The sequence below is a fragment of the Mesorhizobium humile genome, assembly GCF_033977215.1.
Taxonomy (GTDB): Bacteria; Pseudomonadota; Alphaproteobacteria; order Rhizobiales; family Rhizobiaceae; genus Mesorhizobium; species Mesorhizobium humile.
In genome coordinates this window covers 1-21,079 of the sequence record NZ_JAVIIV010000043.1, presented here as the reverse complement: position 1 = coordinate 21,079, position 21,079 = coordinate 1, and the positions used below count along the sequence as shown (strand labels likewise).

Here is a 21,079-nt window from a genome sequence, read left to right as displayed (position 1 = left end):
GCTCGCGCGGGGCCGCTTGCCCATGGGCTGCCAAGCCCAGCGCATTGTTGGCTGCGACCATTTGCCGGTATTTCTGCAGAAAGCCCCAGGCTGTGCCGAAGACGGGGGCTGCGTTCTTCTTGTACTCGTCAACCGCCCGGCTCAGCACCGCGGGTTCAATCTGGGCAATGCCCTTGCCGAAGTTCTGACTAAGCCACCCGTTGAAACGACACAAATGACTCCGATAGATCGTTAGCGTGACTTGACCGTACCTGCTTGCAGCTGCCCGACATGCATCTTCGATCACCTGGTTCTCTTCGTTGACGGGGCGAGTTTTAGCTGTTGTGACAGTCTGTCCGGCATAGGCTTGCCGCAGCCTTCCCAACGCCACGTTGATTTCGCTCAGTAGTTTGGGATGGTTGCCCGAAAAGTCCTTCGCCAGACTGTCCAACTGCCGATCATCTAGCCTGCCGGCGATCTGAGTCCGGTGATTCTCGTCAAGCCATGCACTGAATTTGCGCAGCGACGCTAGATCGTGCCACACGGTTCCTTCTTTGAGGCGGGCCACGGCTATTGCCCGGTATTGGGCGAAGAGTTCCTCATCGTTTTTGGTGCCAGGTCGAACATTCGAAGCCGTCAGAGGCTCTCCGACAGAAGCTTGCCGGAGCCTCTTCAGCGCCGGGTTGACACGCGCCCTCTCGCGCTCCGCGAAGTCCTTCGCGAGCGCGTCCAACCCCGGGTCCTCAATCCGGCCGGTGATCTGCGTCCGGTGGTTTTCGTCAAGCCATTTGCTGAACTTGCGCAGCACCGCTAGATCGGCCCTCACGGTTGGTTCTTTGAGGTGGGCCCTGGCTTTTGCCCGGTATTGGGCGAAGAGTTCATCATCGTCCTTCGTGCCGGGTCGTCGAACAGTCGAAGCAGCCGTCACAGGCCGTCCGGCAGAAGCCTGCCGGAGCCTTCCCAACGCCACGTTGGTGTCGCTCAGTAGTCCGGCATCGTTGCCCGCGAAGTTCTTCGCCAGGCTGTCGAGCTGCTCGTCATCAATCCGACCGTCGATTTGGCTCTGGTGGTTCTCGGCCAGCCATTTGCTGAACTTGCGCAGCGCCGTTGTATCGCGATCAATCGAGGGTCCACTCACCTTGGCTGTGTTCGCCGCCTCGGCACGGTAGGCGGCAAATAGCGCCTCGTCCGGGTGCTCTCGGACCTGCTTGCGGCGGCGCGTTTGCTGAACGAGGGAAGCCTGGTGCGGCGCCGCGGCCGGCATTGTTTGGCGCGCGCCGGTCAAATCGCCTCCCCTGGTCCCTTCTTCGAGGCCGGCAGCCTGGGCAAAGAGTTGCTCATAGTCTTTGGTGCCAGGTCGAACATTCGAAGCAGCCGTCCCAGGCTGTCTGGCAGAAGCTTGCCGGAGCCTCTTCAACGCCGGATTGATACGCTCGTCATCGCGCTCCGCGAAGTCCTTCGCCAGCGCGTCCAACCCGGGGTCCTCAATCCGGCCGGCGATTTGCGTGCGGTGGTTCTCGGCGAGCCATTTGCTGAACTTGCGTAAGGCCGCTAGATCGCGCCTCACGGCTGATCCTTTGACCACGGCTTTTGCCCGGTATTGGGCGAAGAGTTCCTCATCGTCCTTCGTGCCGGGTCGAACAGCCGAAGCAGCCGTCACAGGCTGTCCGGCAGAATGCTGCCGGAGCCTTCCCAACGCCACTTTGGTGTCGCCCAGCAGTACGGCATCGTTGCCCGCAAAGTCCTTCACCAGACCGACCAGCTGCCCATCCTCAATCCGACCGTTGATTTGGCTCTGGTGGTTCTCGTCAAGCCATTTGCTGAACTTGCGCAGCGCCACTATATCGCCAGCAATCGAGCTTTCACCCACCTTGGCTGTTTTAGCCGCCTCGGCACGGTAGGCGGCAAAAAGCACCTCGTCCGGATGCTCGCGGCCGCGCTTGCGGCGGCGCGTTTGCTGAACGACGGAAGCCTGGTGCGACGCCTCGGCCGGCGTTGTATGGCGCGCGCCGGTCAGATCGCCCTGTTGATTGGCCGCAGGCCGATATGCGTCCGCGACGACGTGAGCGAAGTTCACGACATCGGGTGCGCTTCCAAATCCCGTAGCGGGCAGGTTGACCCGCGGCGGCGGCATGGAACTCGAAGCTTCGCAAGCGCGCCCAATCGCTGCGCGGCTCCGCGGCTGATCGACACTTTGCGCGGTTGAGTGGACCACCCGCTCCGCATCCTGCCAGAACTGCGCCGAAGCGAAACTTGCGGCCGGCAACGGCCCGGCGCGGTCGGCGGCGGCAAAGAGCTCGTCCTGGTCAAAACTCTGCGCAGGTGAGTGAGCTGGTGGAGCAAAGGGCAAGTGCGAACCGCCTTCCCCGGCGCCCTCCTCTTGCAGCATCCTCGGTCCAACCGCATCTGCATTTGAGCCAGTCCGCCGCCTGGCGAGACGGCTGTTTGGAACAGCTTGCCGATGCTGGCCCGGCTGCAACGCGTTCAGATGCTCCTGAAAACGCGCCTGGTCGGTCTGCTGCTGTTGCGAGCCTGCATCGTCTGTGCGGGCGAAATCTGAGACGTGGGACCGATTGATATTGCTAAAGGGACCCATCGTATCTCCCTTGCCTGTTCCGAGCAGCTCAAGCCGCCCTGGCGGCTGGAAACTGTTCTATGGGGCTCAGCTGTCGACAGGCTGACGGACCGAGAGCGCGGCAGGACCAGTCGAGATCATCCCTCCAGGCGCGAAGGAGGAACTCGCTGCACGGCCCGCCGATCTTCCCGTTCGACGAGCCCCGTCCAGCCGCCGTTGCGAAGCTGTCGGATCTGGTGATGCCGCGCCTCGCCTATGCAGCCTTGCGGCGCGGCAACCTAGGTGAGCGTGCGTATTGCCTCAGGCGCTTGCGAAAGGCGCAGCCTTCCATGTCGTCTCGCGCGGATAATCACGCGGGTAATCATCAAGTAATTTCCGGAAACGCGCTAATCCCGGTACCAGCGGTTTGGATTACATTTCGCCCACCCGCTGCGCTTCCACTATCGTTTCCAGAAGACATCGAGCTCCGCCAGCTGGCGCTCGATTTCCTTCACGACCTCATAGACATTCAATCCGGACTTGGCAGCGATCAACTTGGCCAAGATCTCGCTTGCTACCAGAGCCGGCGCGATACTTTTGAAGAAGGATTGAGGATTGCTAATTACAATGACGCTTGCCTTGGCCATACGGGCGAGCGGCGATACGCTGCTGTCGGTGATGGCAACCACAGCCACTCCTTGGCGCGCTGCTTGCCTAGCCGTTTCGATGGTTGCACGACAGTAAGGCTCGATGCCTACCGCCAGCACTACGTCGCCTTTCCCGACACCTCGCAAGGCATCGATGCCGAGTCCCCCGGCCGCATCAAGAACGACCGCCTGCCGGCCGAGCCGTGACAGCGTGTAGGCAAAATGCTGTGCCACCGGATGCTCTGCGCGCAGGCCAAGGCTGAAGAGATTTCGGCTCTCGGCAAGGACACTGGCAGCAGCCGTCAGCTGCATCGCGTTCGCGCATTCCCCGAGCCTCGCGATTTCCGCTGCCAGCGTGCCCGCGACGACTCCGACCGTTGAGTAACTGCCATCGCCATCTTGCCGACGCTCAGGCAGCGGCGATTCGGCAGACGTGCGCAGGGCCTTCGCATAAATGCTGCGCATGTCTTCGTAGCGGTCGAGGTCGAGCCATCGCGCTAGCCTCATCATGGTCGTGTGGGACACACCCGCTAAATGCGCTTGCTCGCGCATGGACATCAACGCGACGTCCTGCGGATGGTCCAACACAAACCGGGCAGCCCGCTGGAGCTGAGGCGGCATCGTCTCAAACCGTTCGACTAAAAGGTCGGTTAGAGGCCCCTTTTTCATAGTCCTTCGCACCAGTCGGCCAGCTGAAAGGTACGCCCGATTTCACAAGAATAGACACTCGAAAAAATTCCAATTGGACGCTCTTGCTGAACCGCACTGCACCGGTACTGGGCTACATTACCCGATGAGATACGCGCCAGTTCTTCATTGAAAACAAAATGCCGCGCCCTTTCTGAATGACATCTCATGTCGTAGCGACAAGCACCCTCTTCTGCGCCTTCAAGTTTCAAGAACGCAGAGGCACGTACGTTCGGAGACATACCCTGTTTGATTGCCGTAGAAGGCGCACACTTACTGGATTTGAGCATTTGAGAGACCAATTCGCGTACCTATGGACCACGCTTTTTCGCGCTGATTTCGGGCTCGTCAGGTTTTGCGGGGAGAATGGGGAACAACTGATGAAAAGCTGCTGCGACCATGTTGATCGCCTGCGATGAGCTTCCGCGCGAATGCCAGTCTACCGCGATCGTGCCGGCGCACTCCGTCCGGACTTCTCGTCAAGCGCGAGCGACCGGTTAAGGTTGTTGACCAACATCTGGTTCCCGGGTTCTTTCCTGAGCGCTTGGCGATATAGCGCTTGTGCCGCGCCATGCCGTCCGCAAATGTCGAGCACAACTCCCTTCGCGTTCAATGTGCGCAAGTTGCCTGGAGCCGCGATCAAAACCCCGTCGAGCACCTGAAGGGCCTCCTTCGGGAGTTTCCTTGCTAGTAGGGCTTTCGTAAGCTGGATCGCCGCGTCGACATTGCCTGGTTGCTGCTGCAGCTGATCCCGCAAAGCCCGCTCGTGAGCATCCTGACCAACGGAGCTCAAGATGCGTTCGCGCATGGCCGGATTGATATCCTTGGCACCGAGCAACTCGGGTGACGGCGTGTCCTTCACTGAAAGAGCTTGCGTGCCCCAGCTAGCGCAACCGCCGAGAGGAAGAATGACAAGTATTGCGAAGGGAACTGACGCCAGACGAACTGAACGCAGCTGCGAAACGACTGTTGTTCTCATGTGAATGCCGCTATCCTTACGACTAATGCTACGCACTTCAGCTGGGCTCAACGCGCAAATTGTTACGTTCTCCTGACGTTTCATGATTCGTTGCAGCGGTGAGCTTGACGGATCCGACCGGCTGAATCGTAAACTCCGAATCCAGATCCTGATAAGACAAAACGACGAGATCGATCCCGTTGCGAGTAAGGAAACCGCGGACGAAGCGTCGGACATCCATTGAAGCCAATATGACAGGATGCCGCTGACCCGGCGCAGGGTTCGAATGGATCTGCCGCATTTGTGACAGCAGCATCTCACTTTGCCCGTCCCCCAATACGAGGTAGGGACCAACAGCCGAATCACGTATCGCGCTGCGCACCAAATTCTCGGTTTCACGTTCGATAATAAAGGCGGGCACCACACCCTGAGCGTTGGCAAAACGATGACAGATCTGTCGCGTCAGACCGGAACGAACATATTCCGTCAACAATGCGACGTTTTGCTCCTGCTCCCCCCATTCGGCCAGTGCCTCCAGGACAAGGCGGGTGTTGCGGATCGGGATATCTTCGTCCAGTAGACGGCGCAGGACATCGGCAATCCGGGGGATCGGCGTCGTGCGTAGCACCTCCTTCACCAAATCGGCATATTTCTGCTCCATTCGGCCCAGCAATTCACGCGTCTCTTGGATGCCCACCAAGCGCCGCGCACGGCGCGTCAGCGTTGCCTGGACTCGCGATGCAATAAGTTCGATGGGACTGTGATAGCCGATGCCGGCGTCATTGAGAGCCGATGCATGGCTTTGTTCGACCCAGATCTTGCCCGCTTGTGGGTCATGCTGGAAGGGGATGCCGCTCAATTCAATATTGGCCAGATCGTCGGTGAGCCTTAGCTGCGTCGGATCAATCGCATCCTGTTCGACCGGTACGCCCTCGACATCTATCCTGAACTGCGGGTCCGGCAACTGCTGTTCGACTGCAACAGGGATGCGAGGAACAATGATGCCGAGGTCAGATGAGACCAGTTCCGAAACGCGCTCAATGTGCTGTTGCAATTCGGTTTGGTTGATCGCATCTCCAAGGCTCGGTGCAAGGAGCAGGGTGATCGGACCTCCTTCCGGAGGTGGGGTTTGCTTTTTTGGCTCCCCGGGAGCTGCAGTGGTAGCATTTGCATTGTCGCCGTTTTGCTTATCACCTTTGGTAAAACTTGCCGTCGCGAAGACCGCGGCCAACACGAGAAAGACGGGCAGAGGGAAGCCGGGAACAAACCCCATCGCAACCATGACACCAGCAGCCAGCCTCAATGCCCGCGTATTGGCGGTGAGCTGGCCGGCTATGTCGGCACCAAGGTTGAGTCTCCCGGCCCCACCTACACGCGTGACTATGGTCGCCGATGAAATCGACAGCAGCAGCGCCGGAATCTGTGAGATTAATGCATCACCTATGGTCAGCAGAGTGTATTGGTGCAGCACCTCGCCGAAGGGCAAACCCTTAGACAGCCCGATGGAAACTCCGCCCAGCAAGTTGATACAGATAACCACCAGCCCGGCGATGGCATCGCCCTTTACGAACTTCATGGCCCCGTCCATAGCGCCATAAAGTTGGCTTTCTTTCTCCAACATGGCGCGCCGCCTACGAGATTCATGCTCATCGATGTGGCCATTCCTTAGCTCGGCATCGATCGCCATTTGCTTGCCTGGCAGAGCGTCCAGCGTGAATCGCGCCGCCACTTCTGCAACGCGTTCGGCACCCTTTGCGAGAACCATGAACTGGACCATGGTCACCACTAGAAAGATGACAAAACCTACGACGATGTTGCCTGAGATTACGAAATCGCCGAACGTGTGGATGATGCTGCCGGCCTCCCCCTCCGCAAGGATTAGTCGCGACGTTGCAATGGTAAGCGCGAGGCGGAACACCGTAGAGATCAAAATGACGCCGGGCAGGGAAGAAAGTTCAAGTGGCGTGCCGACATACAGGGCAACCATTAGAAGAAGTATGGCGAATCCGAGGTTGAATCCGATCAGGACGTCAACGACCGCGATTGGGATTGGCATGATCATCATGCCGATCGCCAGAAGCAGCATTAACGCGACCATTATATCCGGGTTGGCCGGCGCTCGCGCGATGAAGTTGCGCATGAGGTTCGCCATTGCGACCTTCTTTATGTTTGTTTGAGAAGAACTGTGCTGCTGCGAAGTGAAACGTAGCTTTGGAAAACGGCTCGCGCCTCGTCCATGCGACGGGCTCGCAGCAGCGCATGGCTACGCATGAGAGTCAGAGGGACGCGAGAAGATTGCTGGTCGTCAAGTACGTCCAGCCTGTCCAGGATCGTCAGTGCTTCATCGCCGAGACCCTCAGCAATCAGCGCATAGGCGAAAATCCGTAGCAGGCTGACATCTTGAGAATTGTCGCTGACGGCGAGCCGCAACAAGGCTAGGCTTTGGGCGCTCTGCCCACACGCTAGGTGGGCATAGGAAAGGGCGCAGAGCAAATCTCGCTCCTGCTCGGAAATCAGCACGACATCACCGGTCTTTGGCAACGTGTGTCCCGACGGGATGACGTAACATTTGAGTGTTATTCTTCATCCAGGTCGACCTTCGCTCGCCTTGATCAAGCTGTTCCGGTTCTGTCGCAACAGCACCAGCCGCCGGAACTCCTCTTGGAGGGCGGAAATACCTTCACGCGCCACCGAATCCTCAGGTACCGCCGCTAGCGCGTCGACCAAGGCCTCCAGAAGAACACCACGCTTCCCTTCGCGCAGGATTTCCGGATGACGTAGGCGTGGCGTGATGAAGGAGAGCTGGCTACGTGCGAGAGTATGGCCATAAAGAGCGGCCATTGCAGCGCGGGGCTCGATCTCACTGATCTGAGTGCTCTCGCTTGGGCTGACGCGCGTGACCGCCTCGATTTCACTAATTCCCAACGATCCGTTGGCCGTGCGTGCGAGCGGCATATCGTGCGCGTGCGCACGCCGCAAAGTCGATGCATGCTTCTTGCTACTATTTGCATGAGCGCGATCGATCTCCATATTCGTAAGCGCGATTTTCCCCGCATTCTTGGTTCCATCATTGGCCGGCTCGGCTGCTCCTGCAGGCTCGATGTTAAGATCGCGCGCCGAGGTGCCGGAGCCGACAGGGTAGCTGGACATCTTGACCATGGAGTTCTCCTACCGAACCTGGAAGTTTAATAAGGGAGCGCAGCAACGCGGCCATTTCGGCTCAGCAGCACATGAGCGTCCTCAATCCGATCGACCATCCATCCATTATCCAATAGAGCGCCGACGAAATACTTCTGCCCACCGATCAGAAGATGTGGCAGATTCCCGCGCCAAACAGCTTCAATGGGGATTGCGGATGGCGCCTTGTCCTCTTTGATCACCACACCGTTCACGAGTGTTAGCGCTCCATTCGTGCGATGATCGAACCGCTGTTGGATCTTCTGCCACTTGGAGACCAAGGCAGGCGTGACGGTGCCCTCGGCGGTAACAACACTGTCTGCGGATTTGATCTTGATATCGAATAACTGCGCCCGATCAATTTCGTCTTGCAGCGCTTTCGCCGCTAACTGGACGCTCTGATCACCAGGGCGGTTGATGGTTACCTTCGATATAGGTGCGGGGTTAGTAGGATTGGCGCTCAATCCACTGGCGCTGCCGTAGAGGGAAAAAATGGTTGAGAGCGCGCCGACTCCAATGCAGCTCAGCAAGACGACGGCTATCACTGGCATTGAGAGGCGACGCATGCCAATGGGGCGCTTTTGCCCGGCATCTTGAACGGACCAGAGAATGGACATCGCGCCCACATGAATGACGACAGGGAGAGACACAACAACGCGCTCGCCTGCTGCAACATTTTGGTTGCCCTCTATGCGGACCCCATCCGCAAGGGCCTCGACCTCGATCGAATTGCCAAGAAGACTGATACGAAGATGACGCGCCTCTAGCCCTTGCTCGATGAAAATTATATCGGACTCAAGACCACCACCGATTACATTCGGCCCCAGAGGCGCATTACCAGTCAGCCCAGAATAGAGGCCCGACAGCACCTCGAAATCGACGGAAATGGCGTCATTCACGGAACTCTCCCGCACAAGGAGATGAGCCGTACAGCATGGCCGTACGGCTCATTTTGACTCCACATTGCACTGCCAAGGCAGCGTTCGGGACGACACTACGTCCCGTTTGCAATGTTACTGAACGCGCTCGTCGGCCACCTTCTTGATTGATTGAAGGTTGGTTGTAACGGTGCGCAGCATCACGCTCCTTTCCGTCGCCTCTGCGCTCATTGCCGTGAGCGCCGCAATTTGCGACTGGAAGGCGGCAGTCCCAGCCCCTTCAGCAGCCATATTGCCAATGGCCGGAGCAGCACCACCACCAGCAGGGGGAGCAACTTTAGACATATCATTTTACCTTTCCGTTCGAATTGTGCCGTACTTGACGGCTTACACTCCTGACGCCGAAGGATCCGGCGTCAGGCATCCTCTTCCGTGTCACCCATGGCGTCATCGAAATCAGCCATGGTATCGCTCGCCATTTGTACCGCAATGGAACTCAGAACACTTTGGAATGCCGCACTCTGATCTACGGCTTGCGGGTCACTTCCGGAACTGACCGAACCGCTGTCCCGACCACCCTCCCCAACCGGTCGGCCACTACCAGAAGGCCCGCCGGGCTCATCCTGCCTATCCCCATGGCCCGCTCTAGCCAAGGAAGCACCGGTGCCGCCACCTCCACCTCTAATTGCTCCGACCATCAGGTACCTCGGTTCCTTTATTGCCCTCAAGAGGCTGCGATGCAGTGTTCAAAATCGACTTGCTCAAAGTAAGAGCGCGAGCTTTCGAGAAGCTGACGGCTCAAAAAAAAACGAAGGGACGCTGTCACAAAACTGATGGTCGTGTACGGGCTGGCCTGCTCATATCGATGCGACGGCGGCTTTAACAGGTTGCTGAAAAAGTCGTGCACCGACTGCCAAGCAAGTCGGAATTGGAGTCCAAACGAGAATCGAAAAGCGAACAAAACAGAATCAAAGCCACGAGTCGGCCGGACCAAAAACGTTTTTCAGCAGCCTGTTAAAGGCGCCATTTTCCCGGCAAGGTGGGATCGGAAGGGGCTGTCATGCTCGGTGCCGCAATTGAAGCAGTTCGATGTGAAGCGTTCGTAGTATGCGAACTCTGCCGATGGATGAATTCAGATGGTAGGGGGCTCGCCGCGCCATCGTTATAGACCCGTTCACGATCGCCGCTAAACTGGCGGTCCATAGGTATATAGCGCGGGTGCGGAACGGTGCTTTATTTTTTCAGACGCAAGTCAGCGAGTGCTTTTGCCAGCGAGCGCTTGGCGGCTGCGGTGGCGTTTGGGGGGCAACAAATCCGGACGCGCGATGAGGCCATCGACGATGGCCCCCCTGACTCCGCTTCGGTGGTTATTACGCTCTCGTATCGGTGTTTTCACTGCCCTGCGACTTGAAACGATACCGAGGGCTCATTCACACGCTCCCTTCAGTTCCTGTGCTTGTCTACGGTCTATCCTCGTGACGCAACAATATTGGCGAATTGCTGAGTGGCGGCCGCATTGGGCACAGATGGGCGTGTAGCGCGCTGAGGCATGGATCCGCGTTCTTTTTGTCTTGTTGGTGAGGCGGGATGAAGGTGAGATCGGCTTGTTGGTAGAATGGTCTGCGCTCATCGATCAGTTGGGCGATCTTTTGCTCCGGGTCAGGGCCTCGCAGCAGCGGGCGGCTGGTATCCCTTTTGAGGCGCTTTTTGATAACCTCCAGCTTGGTATCGAGCCAGATCGAGACCGCCTTGTCGCCGATGAGACGGCGGCTCTGCTCATGCATCAACGCGCCGCCGCCGGTGGCGATCACCGCGGGCGCTTCCTCCAGCAGACGGGCGATCAGTTTCGCCTCCATCTCCCTGAAGTAGGCCTCGCCCTGCTCTTCGAAGATTTGCGAGATCGATTTGTGGGTCTGCTTTTCGATTATTTTGTCCGTGTCGTGGAAGTGGAGCTGCAGTCGCTTCGCGAGAGCTGGGCCGATGCTGGATTTGCCGGCGCCCGGCATGCCAACGAGCACGACCGGCCGACTGCCGAGCGCCGCGACGACTTCCTTCGCCTGTGATGACCCGACGGTTTGCGGCATGCTTGGTTGCCCGACAGGTCGCAATTTCAGGGCCGCAGTGGCGCCTGCACCGCGTTCGCCTTCGGCTTCCCACTGAAGCACGGCCAGAGCGCCATCGGGGACTGGAACGCCCTGGCAGTTTTCCATGACGCGCTGCATGAGTTGCTCCGCAGGAGCGTCCCCACCCGCCCGCCGCAGCTGGTCCAGCTGCTTGTATGTGTGATGATTGGCGAGCTTGGCTTGGTAGCTGGCCGGCGTATGGAACTCAACCTGGAAGCGATAACCATGCGGTGTGGCGAGCACGCTCTGGATGCCGCTGAAAGTCGGATTGCGCATCCTGAACCAGTTGGTTGTGTGGCGTTCGGCGTAGCCGCGCTCGTCGAAGGCCAGGATGGCTTTCTTAAAGCCACGGGTAAAATCCTGGTCGGGGAGTTCGAAGATGTGGCGGACAGCGTTGCTTATCAGCTGCGGCGCGCTGCCAGAGGGGGCGTTCAATCCGGTGAGCTGTTCAGCCATCGAGCCTTCCGATCGCACCCGGCGATCGAAATGAGGCATGTTCACCGGGATGCCGGCCTGCCTGAGGCTCTCGGCAACCCAGATTGCCGCTGCGGTGATTGCCTCCTCTTCAACTCTCGCGCGCGTCGCCTCGATTTTGGCCTGCTCCGATGCTTCCTGGCGGCTCAGCGTTACCGTCACATCGGAATCCATGGCGGCAGGGCGGCGGCCGGAGCGTTCGGGCAACAGGCCGTTCTGTGCGGCGAATTTGATCGAGGCCTCCATGACGCAAGCCGCCAGCGTGGGATTGTCCTTGAGTTCCTCCAAGGTCGCATCGACATCGAACCTGCCCTGGCTGAGTGTCGCCGCCATGCTCTTGACGTAAGGCACGGGCTGCAAGCCCGGCGTCTGGCATAGGAGCCGCTGCAGCTCATGGCCTTTTTTCATAAACCGGCGGGTGCCGGTGTCGGATTTATAGGCATCCGTCCCGACCTTAATGCCGAGGCTCAGCAGGTTGCTTGTGCTTTCGACGAGGTCGTCCGGATTGTAGCCATCTGGGGAAGGATCGATCCGGGCTTGAGAGTGGTCGAGCAAAAGCTGGACGCGGTCGCGCGGCTGGGACGTTGCCGGATAGCTCTCCGCTAATTCCTGGAAGAGGTTTGCAAGCGCTGGGCTCACCGACGGGCTTAAATCGTCCACGATCTCGACGGTTGCGGACAAGTTTTGCTGATCCGCCTTCGCCGCCCATGCCGCAAGCTCGGTCACGAGCAACGCGGCCATCTCGCGCGCGACCGGATGCCGGGCGACCTCGATCTCCTGCCTCGCCCTGGCGAGCGTGTCCTGGATATCCTGGCCCCGCACCTCTTCCGCGTTCAACAGGTTAGCGATGTCGCGCCTGAGCTCGTGGTGAATGCCCTCGTAGGTGCCAAAGACAGCACGCTCGGCAAACCAGCGTCGCGCCTCGTCGGACTGCGCCAGAAAGTTTCGCTGCAGGCAGCTATAGGTTTCCAGGACGTCCTGCGTGGTGGCAAGGATCTGGCGGGCACGACTGAATTGGTAGCTATCGTCCTTAAGCGCCGGGGTATGCGACTTCGCCGGCTTGAGTGAGCGAACGCCGCGCGCTTGCTCCTTCTCATCGAACTGCCGCACATGCTCATAAAGCTGCGGTCGGTCGCCGATGATGATGACCGCGTCCCCGTCGAAGTCGCCGTCAAGCTTCTTCTGTTCACTGGTCGGGATAGCAACCAAAGAGCCCGGAGCAAACACCTCCGTCGCCTGGAGGATGCCTATGCTGTCGACCGGCGTGTCCACCTTGGCGCGATCCTTGCCGTGTGTCCAGCTCGAATGCGATTTGACGTCTTCGGCGGACAGCACCAGCCCACGCTCGGCGTAGTCGGCCGGCCACATCTTGTCTGGCACGACGATCAGAATGCCTTTGGCAAAAAACATCGGATCGTCGCCCGCCAGTTCTTTCCCGTTCTTCTCGGCGACATTGAAACTGTATTGAATGGCTACGCAGCCATCCAGGAAGGCCGCAGTCGGATCCCCATCACCTGCCGACCTGACTTGCTTGGCGCCAAATGGCCGCAGGTTGGCCTTGTCATAGGGGGCTCGCCCGATCAGCACGCCACCCCTCCCCGTCAAGGTCTCGCTCTTGAGCGTGGGCACATGGACGCAATCATCACTGGACGGTACGGCGACCGCGCCGGGAGCGTCGATGTGTCCGGCCGTCACGGTGCGAAACAGATCCTCGGCCCCCAGCTCTTGTCCTTCTCTGCTGTCGAGCCAGGTCTTGGCCTTCTCGCGCGTCTCATCCGCCACCAGCTCGCTGCGCGGATAATGTTGCAGCGCCGAGGCAGGAACGGACGATCTCCTTGCCTCAGCAAAAGCAGCCACCCGATCGAGACCTTGGCCTTGAGCGGCCCGACGAACAGCCGGCATACGCTCGGCCAACGAAGCCTTTATGAAGCCGCAACCGTCATGCGGTCGCAAGGCGATCGGGCCTTCCGGCCCGGTCAGCCTGAAGGGATGCGCCTCGCCCGTCAGACGGTCCGGCAGCAGCGACAGTTTGAAGGCTCCTTCGAGTGCGTAGTCGTGGGGCCCTAGACCTTTGATCGCCGGGGGCGCGGCAAAGCCTCGGCGCTGCGTGTAATAATAGGCTTCTTTGAATGGTGCCCAGTGTCGCGACAGCTGCTCGAACGCCGTACCCGGTGCGGTTTCGGCATATGGAATTGCCAGCAGCTTCCCCCCGAGCGCCTGAGCCCCCGTTTCGCCTGGAGCGCGGGCGGCGATCTGGGCAAGGGTCTTTTTCGGCGGTTTTGACTTGCTGCCGCCGAATAGATCCATCCGGTATGGCACACCCTCGACACTCAATGTCCGCCCCAGCATGAAGGCGCTCGGCTTTCCCGGCAGTTGTACCGCGACCACCTTCACCGCCCCTGAGGTCAGGCGATGGAAAATGGAATAGCGCGTCTCGGGCTCCGTCGGCAATCGCCGCCCCTGCATGTCCACCACCGGCAACTGCATCAGCCCCGCATCACCCTCCGGCGGTCTCGGCTCGTGGTCCATAGCGCGCAATACCTTATGGACATCGAAGACGGCGGCTGGATGTCGGGCCTGGATCAGTGCCGCGTTCTGGGCCATGAACTCGTCCAGCGCCTCGACCGGCCCCTCTGCCTCGATTTGCGCGATCAGGTTCCAGCTCATGTTGGAAAGGTCGCCTTCGATGAGGCCGCGCGTGCTGGCCAGGATCTCCCTGGTCCCGCGATGCAGCTCATCCCGACGCCGCTTCAAAGTGGAACTTTCGGCATCGACGTAGGGCCTCTTGTAAAGCCCCTCAAGGACAGCACGGGCCTTGAGCACTTGATAAATCGACAAGGCGGGACAGCGGCTCGAATTCGGTCCAGCGATCCGCTCGGCCTCGCTTGCCTTGAGTTGCGCCTTGATCTTGTGCTCCACGACTGGTTGAATGTCGTTCAGCAGGTTTAAAGTCTGCCTGCGGTGCCAGCGCAACGCCCTTTGGGAGCTGCGCGCCAGCGGCACCAGAGCGGCGCAGAGATTGCCCATGGTCTCGAGGTTCTCTGGCGCAAAGCCAGAGGTCCGATGCAATGCCTCGAGCCGATCCAAGCCTGCCCGTGCCAGTAAACCCAAATCGTCATGCAACTGCGCCTTCGCCAGCGCCTTGAAAATGTGCACGATGCTTAGCGCATCGGCCTGCTCCAGGCGATCGCTGGCGTAATGAAGATGATGGGCCAGCTGATGCAGCCGATCCCTCAGCAGAGCGGTGTCTGCAATCTCTCCGGCGTCCTGTCCCCGTACGACGCCGCGCCCCAAGATATTGGCGATGGTGCCGAGCGCGACGGTAGTGAAGGTGCTAAATCTTGGACCCGCCGCGCCGAACCCGCGCGCGATATCCATGATCGCCCCGTGGCATACCGGTTGTTCGGGCCATTTGCTGAAGCCATGCAGGACAATGGCAAGTTGCTGCGAGGAGAAATCGGACAGCCCCCCGGTGCGGTCGGCGCGACAACGAACTTCAGCAGCAATTGCGACCGAGGCGTCCCCGCACCCCGTCTCGTCAGTCCACTTGCTGAAACCGTTAACCAGATTTGCCAGATCCTGCGGATTGAAAGCAGATAGCTGCTCGGCGCGATCGGCACGGCGAAGCACATCGCCGGCGATCGCGACGGTAGCCTCGCGACAGCCCGCCTCTACCGGCCACTTGCTGAAGCCATTCACCAGGTTCGCCTGCTCCTGCGCAGTAAAATCGGTCAGGTGGGCGCCGCGGCGGCGAACCTCACCGGCAATCGCAAGGGTGGCCTGGCAACAGCCCGTCTCATCCGGCCACTTGCTGAAGCCGTTCACCAGGTTCGCCAGAGACTGCGGGGTACAATAAGATAGCTGGCCAGCGTGGTCAGCGCGGCGCCGGATCTCGCAACCGATCGCGACGGTAGCGCGGCGACACTCCACTTGTTCCGGCCATTTGCTGAAGCAACCTACCAGGTTGGCCAGATCCTGCGGATCAAAGACGGACAGCGCGTCGGCGCGGCGGCGAACCTCGCCGGCTAGAGCGACGGTGGCCGCAGCACAACCCGCCTGCTTTGGCCATTTGCTGAAACCGTTCGCCAAGTGTGCCAGATCCTGCGGGCTGAAAGCAGATAGCTCATCGGCACGGTCCCCGCGATGAAGCATCTCACCAGCGATCGCGACCGTGACGTCACCACAGACTGCTTCATCGGGCCATTTGCTGAAACCGAGCGCAAGGTTCGCCAGCTCGCGCGAATCAAAACCAGGGAGCCGGCGGGCGCGGCGGCAAAGAACCTCACCAGCGATCGCGAGCGCGGCCTCGCGGCAGTTCGCCTGATCGGGCCACTTGCTGAACCCGTTCACCAGGTTTGCCAGATGCTGGTGGGCAAAACTGGAAAGTCGGCCGGGGCCGCGGCGAACCAGCTCACCAGCGATCGCGACCGTGGCGCTACTACAGCTCACTTGGTCCGGCCGTTTGCTGAAGCCGTTCACCAGATTCGCTAGTGCCTGCGGAGTAAAATCGGACAGCCTATCGGCGCGGCGACGAATCTCACAGGCGATCGCGACCGTGGCTTCGGCACATGCCAACTCGGCAGGCCACTTGCTGAAGCCGTTTACCAGGTTCGCCAAGTCCCGCGAATCAAAACCCGAGAGCCGGTTGGCAAGGCGACGGACTTCACCGGCGATCGCGACAGTGGCAAGGCGTGAACTCTCTTGTCCAGGCCACTTGCTAAAGGCGTTCACCAAGTTTGCCAGGTGCTGGTGAGTGAAATTGTCGAGCCGATCCGCTCCACTGGCGCGGCGACGAATCTCACCCGCGATTGCGAGGGTGGCCGCACCACACCCCCCTGTGTCAGACCACTTGCTGAAGCCGTTCACCAGATTTGCCAGACCCTGCGGAGTAAAATCAGATAACGCATCGGCGCCGCGGCGAAGAACCTCTTTGGCAATCACCGCCGTGGCCGCGCCACAGCCTGTCCTCTCCGGCCATTTGCTGAAACCGTTCACCAAGTTCGCCAAGTTCTGCGAATCAAGAGCAGAGAGCCGGCTGCCGCCGCGGCGAAGCACCTCACCAGCGATTGCGCCTGTGCCGTCACCGCAGCCTGCAGCTTCCGGCCATTTGCTGAAACCGTTCACCAAATTGGCCAATTCCTGCGGATGAAAATCACAGAGCCAGTTGGCTTGGCCAGCGCGACGGCCCACCTCGCTGGCGATGGCGACCGTGGCCGCGCCACACCCCGTCTCTTGCGGCCATTTGCTGAAACCGTTCACCAGATTCGCCAAATGCTGTGGCTCAAAACCGGCGAGGCCGTTTGTCCGTTCGGCGCGGCGACGGACCTCACCGGAGACTGCGACCGAGGCAAGGCGTGAGTTTTCCTGTTCCGGCCATTTGCTGAACCCGTTCACCAACAGGGCCAGGCTTTGACTGTCGAGTTCCCGAAGCACTCCGCTTTGCTCGCAACAAAATTCAGCAATGCTGCCCATCCCATTTTGGCAAGCCGGCACCCGTGGATATCGGCTGAACGATAACGCCAAGAGCGCAAGCGCTTTGGGCTCGACATCAATGAGTTCGTGGGCAAACCTAGACACCTGAGCTGCCATGGCCCGGCAAGCTTCCATGCCTGCCGGGCCTTCCTCGCGGCTCACTGCATTGCAAACTGTGGCATATCCCCATGTTTGCCGGACGCGGATATCGTGCTGCCAGTTGGTGACAAATCGAGATGTGAACTGGGCAGCGGCCTGTTGCAGGAATGTTGCAAGTTCCGGCATCTTCAGATCTCTGCGATAGCGCACCACAGCCATTGAGAATTTGCGGATGTCACCAGCGAAACCGATGTCGTGTAGGGCGCCATTAAGCAGTTCTTGCGAGTTTGCAGTGCGGCCATCCCGCCTAGCTACATGGTCGATAGGTCGCTCGCCTGATCTGGCGCCCAGATCGGGTACGCTTTGTCGATGTGGCGGCAACGCGTCGATGCGCGAGCTTCCGGCCGCTTGATGGCTGCGCCAGGGTTCGCCACCGGGCTGCCGCCTTGGTCCGTTCCGTAGCGAGATTCCGCCGTGACCGTCCCGCCCGGCTTTATTGTCGATCGGTCGTTCTCCCGGCCTGGCAGCCGGTTCGCTCACGCTTTGCTTACGCGGTGGGCGCGCGGCTGTATATGAAGGTCCGGCTGATCGATCGCCGCGCCAGGGTTCGTCATCAGGATGCAAGAAGCCTTCTTCTCGGGTTGGCCCCTCGCCCTCCGGCACCGAGGGGAAACGACGACGCCGCCCACTGATTTGACCTAGAGCAGCAGCCAAAAGTCGGTGTGAGCCAAGCGAGGGACCGGCAGGGCGGCCGCCAGCAGAATTATCGGCTTGGGGCGCAATGGGAGCGGAGGACGTCCCTTGGTTTTGAGGCCCAGAGTGCATCCGCTGCACGACGGAATTGAACGATTGACTGCCTTCTTCAGGGGCGCGGCCTGATTGCGGGCACGGACCGCTCGATCCCCGCGTGCTGCCGGAGTCAGCACCTCCAATATGCGATCTTCCAGTTCGTCCAATGCCCGTCATATATCCAATCTCCAATGCGGGCAATGCGCCGCCTATAGTGTCGAGGCTGATTCGCTCATCCGTGGGTCGAGAAGTGCGATGGACCGGGCGCCCAGGCGAAGATGGTCTTCACGAAACGGGGGTTCTGAAAAGTCTGACGCTGGCCATGCCCTCATCAGCCGCTCGAAGCGCATGCGACCGAAGTACTCACCCCATTGGTCAACTCAGCATGCGTGAGACCCCATCGGTCCCGTTCGAGGTCTTGTGGATCGCCCTGACGCGATCGCTTGCACGGCACCGGCGGCTATTCCCAAAGTTTGCCTTAATCCGGAGCACGCGCAGCAGTCGCGGCAGGAGATGTCGCGCGCACGTCGGCGGCATGGAAATAACGGGAACCGCGGTCATCGAGCCATGCGCCAAAGGCGACGATGTCCCCCGTACCACCCGACAGACATCGATCTTTCGCAAAATGTTGCTTTCCTGAGACAATGACAAAGCTTTGGCCATCGCACATAGCCGTCCTTACCTTACATAAACCTGACCTGCGCTCAGCCAAAATGCTGAAGTTGCTAAAAGCGAAGACCACTGGAACTACTGCGGCAGCGGGCGCGGGCTACAGCCTGAGAGAACTGGAAATTTGTGAGCAATCTGCGTCATCGTCAGCCCTGCGGCCGCTCCGTGGCCGAAGAGGCCGAACGATGGGAATTGCGCGCCTGCCATATCGGCTGCAGACCGACGACCGGGCAACCATGCAGGCGTTGTTCGCCAGCTGCAAAAAATTCGATTCCTGTCGGTACCCTCGTGTCGACACTGTCCTGGGCAACAGGGCGCGTGTCGTGACCACAAAACGAGCCGCAATGGCCTGATCGCTCGATGGGACGCAGGCGGCGAGAGCTCAATAGACACGGTGACGGTCGCAGCAGTCTGTCAGTGGCGTTCGAGGAGATCATATCTGCCTGTTCATTCCCGCTCAGCCATCCGAGTTCGCAACCAGTTTGAACATCAAACATCAGACCGGCAAACCAGTAGCCTCGTCATTGCCACCCACAGGCTGCGCACTTCAATATCTGTGAAATTACCGGCACGTACAAAGGTGCTCGTCAGCCTTTTGACAGCTAAATGAGAGATACACCGGACGTTGAACAACGCAAAGCCTTCGAAGCGGCCGTTAGGTTCGATCGAAATGCAAATTCCGCATCCGAGCTTAGCTTGGGTCCAGCTATGATTTGTCTCATCTAGGGAGAGTGATTTGGAGCCCCACAACGGATGGTTTGATACGGACGCCTGGATGCGCGACTACGCTGCTCTGCAGGAACAGCAGCGGGCGAGGCAACAATCGGGAGGCATGCCCGCGGATCAAGCACATTTTGAACAGCAACTGAGCGAGTTGCAGCTCAGTTCCGCTGGTGCGCGCCCCAGTGATGCTACTTACCCTGAAGCTAGTATGCCTGACACTCGCCCTGCCAAGCCGCATGGAACCCCCCAGCGCGCTGACATAGAGGATTCAATGTGGATGCCTCCGCAGTCCAAGCCACGAAATGGCGGGTTCAACAGCACGTGCTACACCGGGCCCTTGGGAGCGCCTCCTGCTGTGCGGACGAAGGACGGCAAAGGCCGGCACCTATGGTCACGTGTGAAGTCAGGTGTCGTCAAAGCCTTTTCGGGGAGTTGTCGCGAGGACTCGTCCGGAATGTCGGCGTCGGATGTAGTTCATTCAGAGCTTCGCATATATTACGCGAAGCGACGGCTCCCGACCGAGCCCTTTGAGGCGGACAAAATCCTTGTTTCCAGGTTTTTGAGGGCGTCTCTCGGCAGCACATTCGTGCAGACTGCCCAGAGGAATGCATCTCATTTGCACCAGTTCAGTGCATGGCTTAACCAGCGCGAGAGGGACCCAATTGCCGACCGGCTGAACGACCATGAGTTGGACATCGATGCACGGGAGTATGCGCAGCAATTTGACTCTACCGGCAGCAAGAAAACCAAAGATCAAATCATAGAGGCATTGGAAAATATACGACAAACCAATCTGCCACCAGCTGAGCTCACAGATGACGAGAGGCTTATTGCGGGGTTCAGCGAGGCGGCCCAATCCGCCGGCCGTGCGAGAAAGACCGTTAGTGGGTGGGAGACGAGTCTGCATAAATTCCGCACCTGGCTACGGCCCACGAACTTAACGCTGTCCAGCTTGCTTGACCGCCCCGAGGATCTGAATCGACTTGCGACACGCTCTGGCACAAGAGATATCCATGCGGCATTGACAGTGCTTCAGGAGTTCCATGCCGCGAACGTCGAGGAACGCCCCCCAAATTTCAACCCCCACCGCCGACAGCGCTTGGCTGCCCCTCCTGCCGAAGATGCTGCGCTCATGAAGAGGTTCAAAACGGCAGCCATGCAAGCCGGGGTTCCCAAAAACACGATTGACAGCAGCCTGATACATGCAAAAAAATTCGCCAACTGGCTCCATGAGAACGACAAGGAGCCGTTGGCTTCTCGGTTTCGAGATGAATCGCTGGCGGACGATTTAGACCTGTATAAAGCCCAGGGTAACGACCCTGAGAACCGTCTTCAGTCGACGCTGAATCATCTCCGGAGGCTTATGTCGGAAGGGTGCGGCATCGAACAGATCGGGCCCGGCCCGCGTATCATGGGGCGGCGCCTCCTGGATGCTTATCCCGACGACGCCGAACTTATCGACCTTGTGACCCAAGAAAGATTGAGCAACCTTGGACCCGAGCCGACTGCGAAACAGAAGGCCCCTATTTTCCATGCGGCTAGCGTGCAACGCAGGTTTAGTGATTGGCTCCAAAGGGAGAAGAAGGGGAGCATAGTGAGCCGACTCAAGGGGGGTCAGCAGCAACAAAGTGAGTTGATGCGAGATGTCAAGGGCTTCGAACAAGCCACTAAGCATGCCAAGCTGCGTCTCAACGACCTTCGGCAATACCTACAAGTCGTTGAGGCGAACAGAGCGCTCGGGTTGCGGGATCCTGAGGAGGCGGGTTCGTTCGCCGGGGAAGGCGCCCAGCAGGCCAGCTCGTTTCAAGAGTTTTCCTCAGCTCCGCATACTCCGTTCGAGGGGGCTTGGG

General features: G+C 59.5%; 9 protein-coding genes and 1 pseudogene. 1 reads left to right on the top strand and 9 read right to left on the bottom strand.

Annotated elements, in window-relative coordinates:
• The 9 genes from RFM52_RS32020 to RFM52_RS31980 all read right to left on the bottom strand — a co-directional run.
• Window positions 1-2,575, bottom strand: a 2,575-nt coding sequence (locus tag RFM52_RS32020) for a hypothetical protein (RefSeq protein ID WP_430700528.1), incomplete at its 3' end; no start/stop codon positions are given.
• Between the two features lie 419 nt (window positions 2,576-2,994).
• A complete protein-coding gene (locus RFM52_RS32015) occupies window positions 2,995-3,738 on the bottom strand; it encodes a MurR/RpiR family transcriptional regulator (RefSeq protein WP_320256435.1) in 744 nt (247 codons plus the stop codon).
• A 568-nt stretch (window positions 3,739-4,306) separates the two neighbouring features.
• The gene (locus tag RFM52_RS32010) at window positions 4,307-4,846 is read right to left on the bottom strand and encodes a tetratricopeptide repeat protein (RefSeq protein ID WP_320230224.1); all 540 of its coding nucleotides are present in this window, start codon (window positions 4,844-4,846) and stop codon (window positions 4,307-4,309) included.
• Window positions 4,847-4,883: 37 nt separating this feature from the next.
• Entirely contained in the window at window positions 4,884-6,977 is a 2,094-nt protein-coding gene (gene sctV, locus RFM52_RS32005; RefSeq protein WP_320237092.1) for a type III secretion system export apparatus subunit SctV, read from the bottom strand.
• 11 nt (window positions 6,978-6,988) lie between these two features.
• Window positions 6,989-7,366, bottom strand: coding sequence for a histidine kinase (locus RFM52_RS32000; protein WP_320237091.1), 378 nt, complete (start codon window positions 7,364-7,366; stop codon window positions 6,989-6,991).
• 42 nt (window positions 7,367-7,408) lie between these two features.
• Complete coding sequence (locus RFM52_RS31995; RefSeq protein ID WP_320223952.1) at window positions 7,409-7,984, bottom strand: hypothetical protein; 576 nt, start codon at window positions 7,982-7,984, stop codon at window positions 7,409-7,411.
• Between the two features lie 26 nt (window positions 7,985-8,010).
• Window positions 8,011-8,901, bottom strand: coding sequence for a SctD/MshK family protein (locus RFM52_RS31990; RefSeq protein WP_320256434.1), 891 nt, complete (start codon window positions 8,899-8,901; stop codon window positions 8,011-8,013).
• Between the two features lie 114 nt (window positions 8,902-9,015).
• The gene (locus tag RFM52_RS31985) at window positions 9,016-9,225 is read right to left on the bottom strand and encodes a nodulation protein NopA (RefSeq protein ID WP_320230220.1); all 210 of its coding nucleotides are present in this window, start codon (window positions 9,223-9,225) and stop codon (window positions 9,016-9,018) included.
• A gap of 1,115 nt (window positions 9,226-10,340) precedes the next feature.
• A complete protein-coding gene (locus RFM52_RS31980; RefSeq protein WP_320298852.1) occupies window positions 10,341-17,267 on the bottom strand; it encodes a shikimate kinase in 6,927 nt (2,308 codons plus the stop codon).
• 2,548 nt (window positions 17,268-19,815) lie between these two features.
• Here RFM52_RS31980 and RFM52_RS31975 point away from each other — a divergent pair.
• Window positions 19,816-21,079: pseudogene (locus RFM52_RS31975) on the top strand (hypothetical protein); the annotation flags it as partial.

Bases quoted from the DNA above. Each gene is read 5' to 3' on its own strand.
- RFM52_RS32015 (WP_320256435.1), bottom strand. From the start codon at position 3,738: ATGTCCATGCGCGAGCAAGCGCATTTAGCGGGTGTGTCCCACACGACC.
- RFM52_RS32010 (WP_320230224.1), bottom strand. From the start codon at position 4,846: ATGAGAACAACAGTCGTTTCGCAGCTGCGTTCAGTTCGTCTGGCGTCA.
- sctV (WP_320237092.1), bottom strand. From the start codon at position 6,977: ATGGCGAACCTCATGCGCAACTTCATCGCGCGAGCGCCGGCCAACCCG.
- RFM52_RS31995 (WP_320223952.1), bottom strand. From the start codon at position 7,984: ATGGTCAAGATGTCCAGCTACCCTGTCGGCTCCGGCACCTCGGCGCGC.
- RFM52_RS31985 (WP_320230220.1), bottom strand. From the start codon at position 9,225: ATGTCTAAAGTTGCTCCCCCTGCTGGTGGTGGTGCTGCTCCGGCCATT.
- RFM52_RS31980 (WP_320298852.1), bottom strand. From the start codon at position 17,267: ATGGCTGTGGTGCGCTATCGCAGAGATCTGAAGATGCCGGAACTTGCA.